General features: G+C 75.9%; 11 protein-coding genes. 4 read left to right on the top strand and 7 right to left on the bottom strand.

Features of this window, described 5'->3' with window-relative positions:
- Positions 1–44: 44 nt before the first annotated feature.
- The 3 genes from ACFV4N_RS31600 to ACFV4N_RS31610 all read right to left on the bottom strand — a co-directional run bounded on the left by ACFV4N_RS31600 (position 45) and on the right by ACFV4N_RS31610 (position 3,261).
- On the bottom strand, positions 45–1,268 hold the full coding sequence (locus tag ACFV4N_RS31600) for an SGNH/GDSL hydrolase family protein (RefSeq protein ID WP_499676292.1): 1,224 nt from the start codon (positions 1,266–1,268) through the stop codon (positions 45–47).
- A 200-nt stretch (positions 1,269–1,468) separates the two neighbouring features.
- Positions 1,469–2,371, bottom strand: coding sequence for a serine hydrolase (locus tag ACFV4N_RS31605; RefSeq protein ID WP_499676293.1), 903 nt, complete (start codon positions 2,369–2,371; stop codon positions 1,469–1,471).
- Entirely contained in the window at positions 2,362–3,261 is a 900-nt protein-coding gene (locus ACFV4N_RS31610) for a LysR family transcriptional regulator (protein ID WP_499676294.1), read from the bottom strand. The genes ACFV4N_RS31605 and ACFV4N_RS31610 overlap by 10 nt, the downstream gene beginning before the upstream one ends.
- A gap of 113 nt (positions 3,262–3,374) precedes the next feature.
- Between ACFV4N_RS31610 and bla the strand changes: the two genes are divergently transcribed.
- Together bla and ACFV4N_RS31620 are read left to right on the top strand one after the other, a co-directional pair.
- The gene (gene bla / locus ACFV4N_RS31615) at positions 3,375–4,304 is read left to right on the top strand and encodes a class A beta-lactamase (RefSeq protein ID WP_499676295.1); all 930 of its coding nucleotides are present in this window, start codon (positions 3,375–3,377) and stop codon (positions 4,302–4,304) included.
- Between the two features lie 64 nt (positions 4,305–4,368).
- Complete coding sequence (locus ACFV4N_RS31620) at positions 4,369–4,650, top strand: hypothetical protein (RefSeq protein WP_499676296.1); 282 nt, start codon at positions 4,369–4,371, stop codon at positions 4,648–4,650.
- A gap of 100 nt (positions 4,651–4,750) precedes the next feature.
- Here ACFV4N_RS31620 and ACFV4N_RS31625 read toward each other — a convergent pair whose 3' ends face one another.
- Complete coding sequence (locus tag ACFV4N_RS31625) at positions 4,751–5,413, bottom strand: GNAT family N-acetyltransferase (protein ID WP_499676297.1); 663 nt, start codon at positions 5,411–5,413, stop codon at positions 4,751–4,753.
- Between the two features lie 130 nt (positions 5,414–5,543).
- On the opposite strand from ACFV4N_RS31625, the gene lysS reads away from it, so the two are divergent.
- Entirely contained in the window at positions 5,544–7,163 is a 1,620-nt protein-coding gene (gene lysS / locus ACFV4N_RS31630; protein WP_499676298.1) for a lysine--tRNA ligase, read from the top strand.
- A 22-nt stretch (positions 7,164–7,185) separates the two neighbouring features.
- On the opposite strand, the gene ACFV4N_RS31635 is transcribed toward lysS, so the two are convergent.
- Both ACFV4N_RS31635 and ACFV4N_RS31640 read right to left on the bottom strand, forming a co-directional pair.
- Positions 7,186–8,001 (bottom strand): inositol monophosphatase family protein, encoded by an 816-nt coding sequence (locus ACFV4N_RS31635; protein ID WP_499676299.1) that lies wholly within the window; start codon positions 7,999–8,001, stop codon positions 7,186–7,188.
- An 85-nt stretch (positions 8,002–8,086) separates the two neighbouring features.
- A complete protein-coding gene (locus ACFV4N_RS31640) occupies positions 8,087–8,833 on the bottom strand; it encodes an SDR family oxidoreductase (protein ID WP_499676300.1) in 747 nt (248 codons plus the stop codon).
- Between the two features lie 139 nt (positions 8,834–8,972).
- Between ACFV4N_RS31640 and ACFV4N_RS31645 the strand changes: the two genes are divergently transcribed.
- Positions 8,973–9,617 (top strand): TetR/AcrR family transcriptional regulator, encoded by a 645-nt coding sequence (locus ACFV4N_RS31645; protein ID WP_499676301.1) that lies wholly within the window; start codon positions 8,973–8,975, stop codon positions 9,615–9,617.
- A 33-nt stretch (positions 9,618–9,650) separates the two neighbouring features.
- On the opposite strand, the gene ACFV4N_RS31650 is transcribed toward ACFV4N_RS31645, so the two are convergent.
- Positions 9,651–12,096 (bottom strand): ATP-binding protein (locus ACFV4N_RS31650; RefSeq protein WP_499676302.1); only part of this gene is annotated, 2,446 nt, incomplete at its 5' end.

Consider the following 12,096-nt stretch of genomic DNA (forward strand, 5'->3'; position numbering starts at 1 on the left):
GGCCCCGCGCGCCCCGGGCCGCCCCCCCCCGCGGACCGCTCCGATCAGAGGTCGGCGAGGTCCAGCGCCTCGGCCATCGCCCGGTACCCGGCGTCGCTCGGGTGCAGGCGGTCGCCGCTGTCGTAGGCGGGCAGCAGCGTGTCCGGGACGGCCGGGTCGGTCAGCGCGCGGTCGAAGTCGACCACCGCGTCGAACTCGCCCGAGTCGCGGATCCAGGCGTTCACCTCGTCCCGCACCGCCTCGCCCGCCTCGGTGTAGTAGCCCGCGCCCTTGAACGGCGCCAGCGTCGCGCCGACGACCCGGACGCCCCGGGCGCGGGCCTGCGCGATCAGCTCGCGGTACCCGGCGATCACCTCGGCCGCCGTGACGCGCGGGTTCGGGAGGGTGCACTCCATCGGGAACTCGCTGAACCCGATGTCGTTGATGCCCTCCAGCAGGACCACCGTGCGCACGTCCGGCTGCCCGAGCGCGTCACGCCCGAACCGGTCGACGGCCCGTTCCCCGAAGCACGCCGAGTCGTTGAGCACCCGGTTGCCGCCGATGCCCGCGTTCACCACGCCGCGCCGACCGCGCAACCGCTCGGCCAGCTCGTCGGGGTAGCGGTTGTCGGCGTCCGCGGTCGAGCCCGTGCCGTCGGTGATGGAGTCGCCGAACGCGACCACCACGTCCCGCCGCGGCGAGGTGTCCACCACGTCGACCCCGCTCAGGTAGTACCAGGACTGCGAGGTCTCGGTGAACGCGTCGGCCGCCGCGTCGGCCCGGTGGTCGCCGCCGGCGCGGTAGCTGGTCGTGCTGGCGAACGCGTGGCCGGTCGCGGGCCCGGTCGGCTCGGCCAGGTACAGCGTCACGGTCACCCGGCCCAGCGACCGGACCGGCAGCACCACCGGGTCGGAGGCCAGCTCGCCGCCCGCCGGCACGGTGGGCGACCGGTCGCCGCGGAAGCCCAGGTGCCGCACGGTGCCGGGCCGCACCGCCGCGCCGTCCCCGGCCAGCGCGACCGTCGCGCCGGCGACCTCCAGCGGCGACGCGCCGTAGGCGTTGGACAGCCGCACGCGCAGCGCCGCACCGCCCTGGCTGACCCGCACGACCTGCCGCACGGTGTGGTCGTCGAACCCGTCGGAACCCCAGCTCGGCCCCAGGAAGTCGGTGAGCGCCTGCGGCGACGCGGCCCACGTGGCGGCCCAACCGGGTCCGCCCCGGGCCGCGGCGGTGCCCGGCAGCAGCGCCGCCACCAGGACGGCGACCAGCAGCGTGGTCGTTCTCTTCATCGCACATCCCCCGTCGTGTGGATCGATCCGGGTCCCACGCTAGCGCCGGGCGGCTCCCGCGTCAGCCGGAAAAAGGCGCCCGAACCGGCCTCCGGGTCCACTGTGGACTCAGCGGTGGGCGGAGTGCGCTCGCGAGCGGGCAGGCACCCGGATCGGGTGAGGGTTTTTCACCGGATGGTCTTATGCCGTGCCGGATCGGCTCACCACATCCGCACCGCGTCCCGCAGCGTCCGGGCCACGTGCGCCATCACCGCCTCCGCGCCTGGTTGGGCGGCGGCGGGCACGCGGGACTCGGTGAGGGCGGCCACGGCGAACGCCCGCCCGTCGTCGTGCTCGACCACGCCCACCTCGTGCCGCAGGTTGAGCAGCGTGCCGGTCTTGGACGACCACCGCGACGAGTCCGACGTGAAGTCCGGCGCCAACCGGTGCCGCACCACGTTGTCGCCCATCAGCTCGCGCACCCTGGCGGCGACGGCCGGGTGGACGGTCGTGGGCCGCCACAGGCCGTGCAGCAGGTCCGTGAACGCGCGGGCGGACCCGGCGTTCGCGCGGCTGACGTCGAGCTGGGGCACGGGGTGGCCGTGGCCGGCCGTCCCGGCGGAGATGGCCAGGGCGTGGGCGAGGTGGACCTCGGCCCTCGTGAACCGCTCCGCCGGCGTGTCGACCAGGTCCGCCATGAGGTGGCGGACGGCGATGCCGTCGTGGCCGAGCCGCCGCAGCTCGGCGGTGACGGCGGCGGGCGGGGTGAGGGCGAACAGGGCGTCGGCCGCGACGCTGTCGCTCATCGAGGTGCTGAGGTGGAGCAGGTCGTCCAGCGCGATCACGGCGGGGTGGCGGAACTTGCTCAGCCCGATCGGCCCGGGGACCGCGCTGCGGCCCGGTCGCACGGTCAGCGGCGTGGCCGGGTCGAGTTCGCCGCGCGCGACGCGCTCCAGGGTGGCGACCGCGAGCGGCACCTTCACCAGCGACGCGACCGGGAACTCGACCTCGGCGTCGAGACCCAGTTCGTCGCCGGTGTCGAGGTCGCGGACGAGGAACGAGCCGCGCAGGCCCGCGTCGTCCAAAGCCTGCCGCGCCTCGCGCAGCACCTTCGTCACGCCCACGGCGCCTCCCCTCCCGGCACGCCGAGGCAGTGCCCGACCAGCTCGGGCGGCAGCGACCGGACCCGCGCGCCGTCCTCCCGCGACCGGGCCGTGACGTCGTAGCCGCGCGCCGCGCCCGGCAGCTCGCCGACGGGCCGCCAGTGCAGGCCCAGCTCGTCGGCCTGGGCGCGCGAGCACAGCAGCAGGTCGGTCGAGGACAGCACCTCGGCCGTCGCCGCGACCAGCGAACCGGTCACGACGACCTGGGCCGGTTGCAGCCCCACCGCGTGCCCGAGCCGCCGGACGCGGTCCCGCACGTGCGGCACGTCGTCCTCGGCCTGGACCAGCACCCGGCGTCGGCGGGCGCCCCGCTCGGCCCGGCCCGCGCGCAACGACTCCACGTGGACCGCCGCCACCCCGCCGGGGTCGTCGCGGCCGGCCAGCCCCAGCGGCACCCGCCACGCGGCGTCGTCGGGCGGCACCGCGACGAGGGCCGCGCGCACCTCCAGCGTGCGGGCCAGTTCGGCGCGCCGGTCCGGTCCGGCCGGGCGCGGGTCGAGGTTCAGGTCGCGGGCGCGGGCGCCGGCGACGAGCCGGGCCAGCGAACGAGGGGCGCAGACCTCGGGCACGGCCAACCGGAAGGGCCGCAGCCTGGCCTGTTCGGCGTCGTGCTCCACCGCCTCGGCCAGCTCGACGAGCCGCCGGGCCGACGGCAGCACCTCCCGGCCGAACTCGGTCAGCGCCACGCTGCGCGAGGACCTGGTGAACAGCCGGGCCCCGAAGTGCTTCTCCAGGGCCGCGACGCGCCGGCTGGCGACGGACTGCGGGATGCGCGCCGCCGCCGCGCCGACGGTGAAGCTGCCGTGCCCGCTCACGGCGACGAAAGCCTTGCAGGCCGCGATGAGGTCCACGTGACCACCCTATATGCCGGATCGGCATCGATCCGGCCGTTCCCGTCTTGGACGGCATCCGGCGTCGCCTGCGAGCCTCCTCCCACCCACGACCGACCGACCCGAGGGGGACGATGACCACGCCACGACCGACCACCCGCCGCACCCTGCTCCGGGCGTTCGCGCTGCTCCCGCTCGCGGGGTGCGCCGACACACGGCCCGACGCGCCGCCGACCGGCGACCCGACCCCGGCGACCGGCGCGCCGTCCTCCCCCGCTCCGCCCGAGCGGCACGACCGCCTGCTGGACCTGGAGCGCCGGTTCGACGCGCGCCTGGGCGTCCACGCCGTCGCGACCGGCTCCGGCGCCACCATCGCCCACCGGGCGGACGAGCGGTTCGCGTTCTGCTCGACGTTCAAGGGCCTCGCCGCGGCGGCCGTCCTGCACCACCACCCCCCGGCGCACCTGGACACCGTCGTCACCTACACCGAGGCCGACCTGATGAAGAGCTCCGCCATCACCCGGCGGCACCTGGCCACGGGCATGGCGGTCCGCGACCTGTGCGACGCCGCGGTCCGCTTCAGCGACGGCACGGCGGGCAACCTGCTGCTGCGCGACGTGGGCGGCCCGGCCGGGCTGACCGCGTACCTGCGCGGCCTCGGCGACGACGTCACCCGGATGGACCGGTTCGAGCCGACCATCACGGAAGCCACCCCGGGCGACCCCCGCGACACCACCACACCGCGCGCGATCGGCGCGGACTACCGGCGGATCGTGCTGGGCGACGCCCTGCCCGCCGACGAGCGCGACTTCCTGCGCGACCTGATGGAGCGCAACGCCACCGGCGCCCGGCGCATCCGGGCCGGCGTGCCGCAGGGGTGGCGCGTGGCCGACAAGACCGGCACCGGGAGCTACGGCACGGCCAACGACATCGGCGTGGTGTGGCCACCGGGCTCCGAGCCGCTGGTGGTCGCGATCATGTCCAGCAGGTCCGCCGCCGACGCCGCCTACGACGAAGCCCTCATCGCCGAGGCCGCCGCGTACGTCGTGGACACCCTCGCCTGACGGGGACGGGACCGCCTGCGTCGGCAACGCCGCCGAGTGCGACGACCTCACCCAGGACGGCGCGGTGCGGATCAGGTGGGGCGGCGAGCCCCGGCCGGAGGACGTGCCCGGGATCAGCTGCCTGCACCTGCGCCCGAGCCCGGCCCGGCTGCGCGAACCCGCGCTGCCCGAGCTGGTCGAGCTGACCGTGCTCAACTCGCGGAAGGTCGTGAACGCGCGGGCGCTGCTGGACTGCCCGACGCCAGCCGGCGTCACCTTCGTCGACTGCGGGAACCCGTTCAAGGGCGGTGGCAAGGCGCTGTTCGAGGCCAGGGGCTTCGCCCACCTGGACATCGACTGGTCATGACCCGGCGCCCTCGTCGAGCACGCCCCGGGCGCGCCCGGCGCGGTGCCCGACACCCGGGCGACGACAGGGGCGACGTGGACCACCCGCGCGGGCGCCGCGGTCAGGCGGAGGCGATCACCACGGCCGGCCCGGCGGACCAGCCCAGCGCCGAGTACAGGCGCTCCCCCTCCGAACTGGCCACGAGGATGCCGGTGGTCGCGCCCCGCGCGACGGCCTCGGCCGCCAGCACGCCCATGACCACGCTGCCCAACCCGCGCCGGCGGTGGTCGTCGGCGGTCTCGACGCGGTCGGCGACGGCGTCCCCGCCGAGCACGGACGCGGTCCCGCTCGCCGCGAGGTCGCCCGACGCGTGCCGGACCCGGACCCGCACGACCGGGCCGTCCACCTCGGTGTCGCACCGGTACGGCGCGGGGACCTCCCGCGCGGGGTGCGTGCGCAGGTCCCGGGTCATGAGCCGTTCCCGGGCGCCCCTGACGGTCAGCCCCGCCGCGCGCAGGGTCCGCTCGACCTCGTCCGGCCGGGTGGTCGGCACGGTCAGCCAGGTCGGCCCGTCACCGCCCGGCGCCTCCGCCGCGAGCGCGGCCAGGGCGTCGGGCCCGTCGTGCAGCGCGACGACCTCCCGGTGCCGCCCCGGCTGCCGCGGCAGGAGGCTCAGGCCGCCGGGGACCTCCTCGACCGGGCCCCAGCCCCGGCACTCGACCCAGCCGCGCAGCCAGCGGTGGACGAGGTCGGTCTCGGTGGTGAGCGGCACGGCGTCGGCCATCGTCCCCCCAGGGTGCTTGTTGCAAATTCATGGCAACAATAGCCCGTGGGTCGGCCGGAAACTGAATCGACCTCCCGCCCGACCCGCCACTACGTTGGCCGCTCGCGAAGATCGACGACGAGGAGGGCCGGTGACCGCCGAGCACGGCCGGGACTGGGTGGCCAGGACGACCGACCGCGTGATCGCGGAGGCCGATCGGCGCGCCCCGGGCAAACCGGTCGTGTGCGCGTCCGGCATCAGCCCGTCCGGCCCGGTCCACCTCGGCAACCTCCGCGAGGTCATGGTCCCGCACCTGGTCGCCGACGAGCTGCACCGCCGCGGGCGGGACCGGGTCCACCTGCTGTCCTGGGACGACTACGACCGGCTGCGCAAGGTGCCCGCCGGGGTGCCGGCGGCCTTCGCCGAGCACGTCGGCCGCCCGCTGTCCGCGGTGCCCGACCCGTGGGGCGAGCACGAGAGCTGGGCGGAGCGGTTCAAGGCGCCGTTCCGGGCCGCGCTCGCCCGGCTCGGCGTGGAGCTGCGCGAGATCAGCCAGACCGACATGTACCGCTCCGGCGCGTACGCCGACCTGGTGCTGCGCGCCCTGGACCACCGCGAGGCGATCCACGCGCTGCTGTCCCGCTACCGCACCAAGGGCTCCGAACCGCCCGAAGAGGACTACTACCCGTACCGACCGTACTGCCACGACTGCGGCCGGGACGGGACGGCGGTCACCGGCTACGAGCGGGACGCCGCGACCGTGGACTACCGGTGCCGCTCCTGCGGGCACGCGGGCGTGGTCCGGCTGCGGGAGGCCAACAGCGGGAAGCTGGTGTGGAAGGTCGACTGGCCGATGCGCTGGGCCCACGAGGGCGTGACCTTCGAGGGCGCGGGCGCGGACCACTCCTCGCCCGGGTCCTCGTTCACCGTGGGCGCCGAGCTGGTCCGCCGAGTGTTCGACGCCGAACCGCCCGTCTACCAGGCGTACTCGTTCGTCGGCATCAAGGGCTCGGCCAAGATGTCCGGTTCGAAGGGCGCGGTGCCCACGGCCGACGACGGGCTGCGCGTGCTGGAAGCGCCGGTCCTGCGCTGGCTCTACACCCGGCGCAAGCCGGAGCAGGCGTTCTCCGTCGACTTCGGGGCCGAGGTCGTCCGCCTGTACGACGAGTGGGACCGGCTCGGCTCCGACGTGGCCGCGGGCCGGGCCGACCCGTGGCAGGTCGCCGTCCTCGACCGCGCGAGCAGGACCAGCCTCGGCCCGCTGCCCCGACCCGCGCGCCCGGTGTCGTTCCGGCTGCTGGCCGCCGCGTCGGACGTCACCGCGGGCGACCCGGACCAGCTCGCCCGGGTCCTGCGCGACGTCGACCCGGAGCTGACCCCGGCGTCGGTCGAGCCCCGGCTGTCGCTCGCGGCCTCCTGGCTGGCCGAGCACGTCGAGCCCGGCGACCGCACCCGCGTGCGCGCCGAACCCGCGACCGCCGAGCTGGCCGCCCTCACCGAGGACCAGCGGGAATCCCTGCGCCTGCTGCTCCGGCACCTGGCCGACGACTGGGGCCTGGACGGCCTGACCCGGCTCGTCTACGGCATCCCCAAGCTGCGCGCCGGCCTCGCCGCGGAGGACCGGCCGACACCGGAGGTGGCGCAGGCCCAGAAGGACTTCTTCCGGCTCCTGTACCGCCTGCTGGTCGACGCGGACCGCGGCCCGCGGCTGCCGACGCTGCTGCTGTCGATCGGCGCGGACCGGATCCGGCGCCTGCTGCCGGTCGGCTGAGCGACCGCCGGGCGCCGGGGTGTCACGCCCGGCCGGACGTCCGCGGCTGTCGCCGGTGGGACACGAGGTCGAGCAGCGTGGCGTGGATCGTGGCGTCGGCTGCGGCGATGAGGCCCTGGGCGCCGGTGTGGACGGGTTGGCCGGCGAGGTTGGTCACGACGCAGCCGGCGGCCTGGCACAGGGCGATGCCGCTGCTGAAGTGCACGCTGTCGCGCAGGTGCCCGTCGGTGACGTAGGCGGCCCGGCGGCCTGCCGCCACCCAGGCCAGTGCCAGGGTGGTGGACAGCACCCTGGGGCGGAACGCGCTCGTGAAGCCCTCGTCGGTCAGCAGGTCGGCCGCGAGGAACCAGTCCCGGTTGGGGAACGGGGGGTCGAGGTTGAGGTCGACCAGGTGGTTGGTCGGATCGGGTCGCAGCGGCACGTCCCGCCCCTCCGAACGGACGTGGGCGGCCTCGCCGCCGGTCCAGAACACCTCGTGGGCCAGGGGGTCGGCGGCGGCCGCCGCGGTGACGCGGTCGTCGGCTCGCAACGCCACGTTGACCGCGACCAGCGGGGTGCGCGCCGCGTAGTTGAGCGTCCCGCACAGCGGGTCGACCAGCCAGCGGCGACCGGACGCGCCTTCCCCGAGGTCGCCGCTCTCCTCGCCGAGGAAACCGTCCGCCGGTCGCGCCTCCCGCAAGACGGCCATGACGGCCCGTTCGGCGGCGACGTCCGCTTCCGTCGCGAAGTCGTCCCCGGACTTGGCGAACCGCTCCAGCCTGCCGCCGTACATCGCCCGCACGACAGCCGCCCCGGCCTCGGCCGCCCGGATCGCCAACTCGCCATCGGTCTCGCGCACCCGACGACCCTACGGCCCACGCCCGGCACCGCGGACAGGTCGAACCGGTCCGCGGGCACCCCGCGGAGGTGCCCTCGTGCCGGTGTCAGACCTGGCCGATGCCCCCGTCGACGGGGAGGTCGATCCCGCTGACGAAGCTCGAATCCGCGGACGCGAGGAAGAGTGCCGCGGTGGCGATCTCGTGGTCGGCGCCAAGGCGGCCGAGGGGCACCAGCGAGGCGATCCGCTCCCTGAACCCCGGTGGGAGGTCCGCGAACGCCGGGGTGTCGATCGCGGCGGGGCTGAGGACGTTGACGCGGATCCCCCGCTCCTTCAGGTCCGTGGTCCAGGTCCGGGCGAACGACCGCAGCGCGGCCTTGCTCGCCGCGTAGACCGTGGTTCCCGGATCGCCCTTCGCCGCGGCACCCGAGCCGATGAGCACGATCGAGGCGCCATCGGACAGCAACGGCAGGAGCTTCTGCACGGTGAAGAACGTCCCGCGCACGTTCACACCGAACACGGCGTCGAACGACTCCCCGGTCACCTCGTCGATGCGCTCGTCCCACGTCCAGGCCCCGGCGCTCGCGACGAGGACGTCGACCCGGCCCAGTTCGGCCGCCACGACACCGGCCAGGTGGACCACGTGGGCGATCTCGCCGACGTCACCGACCACACCGGTCACGTCGTGGCCGATCGCGGCCACCGCGGCGTCCAACCGGTCCCGGCTCCGGCCGGTGATGACCACGTGCGCGCCCTCGGCGACGAACAACTTCGCGGTCGCCAGGGCCAGGCCCGAGGTCGCGCCGGTGACCACCGCGACCTTCCCGCTGAGCTTCCCGCCGAGCTTCGCCATGCCGGACCCTCCACAAAATGAGTGCACTCTCATTTTCGATGCCCGGCGACCGTAGCAAACCTGAGACAGCCCTCAAACTCGAGGGTGCCCTCAGGTTTGTTACGGTGACATCGTGCCTTCCCGAGAGGACCCACCGCCCGTGCGCAGGGATGCCCACCGCAACCGCCGGCGGCTCCTCGAGTGCGCCCGGCGCGCGTTCGCCGAACGGGGCGCGGAAGCCCCGCTCGACGGCATCGCCCGGGAGGCGGGTCTGGTGGTCGGCACCCTCTACCGGCACTTCCCCACGCGCCTGGACCTCCTGTCCGCCGTGCTCGAGCCGAAGCTGCGCCGCGTGATCGACGAGGTGGCGGCCTCGCTCGACCTGGAGGACCCGTGGGAGGCGTTCCGCACCCTGCTGGAAGTCCTGTGCTCGGCCCAGGTGGGGGATCAGGCGTTCGGCGACTTCCTGGCTCGACGGTTCACCGGCGACGAGCGCAACGAGGCCGCGCACGGCGAGATCTGCGCACTCGCGCAACAGGTCCTGCTGCGCGCACAGGGCGCCGGCGCCGTGCGCCCCGACGTCACCGGCGCCGACCTGCTCGTGTTGTTGTGGGCGACCGACCGCGTCTCCGAGACCACGCAGCACGTCGCTCCGTCGATGTGGCGCCGGCACCTGCACCTGGCGATGGACGGGTTCCGGGCGTCGAACCGGCCCGAACTGCGGGAGCCCGCGTGGGACCTGGAGCTGCTGAACCGGGCGATGACCGCCCCGGAGCAGCGGAGGACCGCGCGGACGACGTCGTGACCAACCCAACGGGGTGTGCGGCCTGACCGGTCATCACCGCCGTACCGACCGCGCGCCGGCCAGCCGCGCGGTGATCCGGTCCACGTCCCCGCGCTCGGCGGGCGGCAGCGGCGCGCCGACGGACCGGCGCGCCGCGTCCGCCTCGTCCAGCAGCCGCCGCGCCTCGGCGGTGTCGCCGGCCAGCGCGCGGGCCCCCGCGAGCCCTTCCAGGCCCAGCGCCGTCGCCCGCGGGTCGCCGGTGGCCTTCGCGATCCCGACCGCCTTCTCGTGCAGCGCCGCAGCGCCGGTCGCGTCGCCGCGGAGTTCGGCGATGAACCCCAGTTCGGCGAACACCAGCGCCGGGCCCGGGTCGAAGCTCGTGGCGCGGTGCCGGTCGAGCACCGAGCGCAGCAGGCGTTCGGCCAGGTCGAGGTCGCCGGCGCGGCGCGCGATCAGCGCGAGCCCCAGGTCGGCGTGCACCTCGCCCGCGCGGTAGCCCAGCCGGGCCGCCCGCTCCCGCGCCCGCTCGTGCAGGGCCCGCGCACGGGCGAAGTCGCCCTCCAGCAACGCGATCCGGCCCAGGCCGGTCATCCGGTCGGCGGCGTCGGCGTGCAGGTCCAGCGCCTCGGCCAGGCGCAGGCCCTCGCCGTGCAGGTGGGTCGCGGCGGCGTAGTCGCCCGCGATCTCGGCGAGGGCCGCGAGCACGTAGGCGCTCTGCAACCGGCCCCAGCCGTCTTCCAGGTCGCGGAACAGCCGGTCGCCCTCTCTGGCGTCGCGCTCCGCCGCCGCCAGGTCGCCGCGCACCAGCGACTGCGCGGCGCGCACGCTCAGCGCCGCCGCCACGCCCCGGTCGTCGCCCGCGGCGCGGAACCCGGCCAGGGACGACTCGACCAGGCGTCGGCTGGTCTCCAGGTCCTCGCCGTCCCGGAAGAGCACGAAACCGGTGAACCAGCGGGACAGCGGGTCGTCGCCCGCGGGCAGGAACCGCCGCGCCTCGCCGAACCGGCCACGCACCAGCCAGTACCAGGACAGCGCGCGGCCCAGGCGCTCGTTCGGCTCGCCCTCCAGGGCCCGGCGCAGGTTCGGGTACTCCTCGTCCAGGCGGGCGAGGGAGGCGCACTGCCCGGTGCCGGACACGTCGAGGCGCTCGGCCAGCGCGGTGTAGTACTCGCGGTGGCGCCCCCGGACGGCCGCGGTCTCGCCCGCTTCGCCGAGCCGGTCGAGGCAGTAGGCGGTCACGGATTCGAGCAGCCGGAACCGGCCGTCCCGCGCCACCACCAGCGACCGGTCCACCAGGCTGTCCAGCAGCTCGGCCGTGCCCGGTTCGGCGCACACGGCCTCGGCGGCCTCCAGCGTGCAGCCGCCCGCATGCACGGCCAGCCGCCGCAGCACCGCCCGTTCCGGCGCGGTCAGCGGCTCCCAGCTCCAGTCGAGCACGGCGCGCAGCGTGCGCTGCCGGGCGGGCGCGTCGCGCTTCCCCTTGGTGAGCAGGCCGAACCTGTCGTCCAGCCGGGCGAGCAGTTCGGCGATGCCGAGGGCCCGCACCCGCGCGGCGGCCAGCTCGACGGCCAGCGGCAGGCCGTCCAGGCGGCGGCAGACCGTGCGCACGCGCTCCAGGTCGTCGGTCCGGTAGCCGGTGGCCACGGCCCTGGCCAGGAACAGCTCGGCCGCGGCGTCGTCGGGCAGGGGCGGCACCTCGTAGCGCACCTCGCCGGTGACCTCGAGCGGGACCTGGCTGGTGGCCAGCACGCGCAGTCGGGGCGCCGCCGCCAGGAGTTCGGCCGCGAACAGGGCCACCCGGTCCACCGCCTGCTCGCAGTTGTCCAGCACCAGCAGCACGTCCCGGGCGCGCAGCGCCTCGGTCAGGGTCCCGTCGCCCACGCCCAGCCCGGTGGCCACCGCCTCGGCGAGCCCGTCGGCGCGGGCCTCGACCAGCCACGCGTCGGGGATCGCGGAGGCGACCGCCACGGCCAGCCGGGTCTTGCCGACGCCGCCGGGACCGGTCAGCGTGACCAGCCGGTGCGCGGCCAGCAACCCGCGCACGTCGGCCACCGCGCCCTCCCGGCCGACGAGGTCGGTCAGCGGCGACGGCAGGTTCGCCCTCCGGCGGGGCGCTTCCAGGGAGGCGTCCTGCGCCAGCAGCGCCCGGTGCAGCGCGGTCAGCTCCGGGCCCGGGTCCACGCCCAGCTCCTCCGCCAGCCGGGCGCGCAGGTCCTCGTACCCGGCGAGCGCCTCGCCCTGACGCCCGGCGCGGTACAGCGCCCGGAGGTGCGCCGCCCGCAGCCGTTCGCGCAGCGGGTGCCGGGCCACCAGCTCCGCCAGCTCGGCCAGCTCGCCGGCCGGCAGGTCCCGCTCCCCCGCGTCGAGCCGCGCCTCGGCCCGCGCTTCGAGCGCGGCGAGCCGCTGCTCCTCCAGCCGGTCGGCCGCGGCGCGGGCGAAGCCCTCGTCGCCGAAGTCGGCGAACGCCGGGCCGCGCCACAGCGCCAGCGCCTCGGTGAGC

The organism is Actinosynnema sp. NPDC059797, from assembly GCF_042732085.1.
In the GTDB taxonomy this organism is placed as follows: domain Bacteria; phylum Actinomycetota; class Actinomycetes; order Mycobacteriales; family Pseudonocardiaceae; genus Actinosynnema.

Excerpts from the sequence above, each read along its gene's own strand:
- ACFV4N_RS31640 (WP_499676300.1), bottom strand. The coding sequence starts at position 8,833 with ATGGCGAAGCTCGGCGGGAAGCTCAGCGGGAAGGTCGCGGTGGTCACC.
- ACFV4N_RS31625 (WP_499676297.1), bottom strand. The coding sequence starts at position 5,413 with ATGGCCGACGCCGTGCCGCTCACCACCGAGACCGACCTCGTCCACCGC.
- ACFV4N_RS31600 (WP_499676292.1), bottom strand. The coding sequence starts at position 1,268 with ATGAAGAGAACGACCACGCTGCTGGTCGCCGTCCTGGTGGCGGCGCTG.
- bla (WP_499676295.1), top strand. The coding sequence starts at position 3,375 with ATGACCACGCCACGACCGACCACCCGCCGCACCCTGCTCCGGGCGTTC.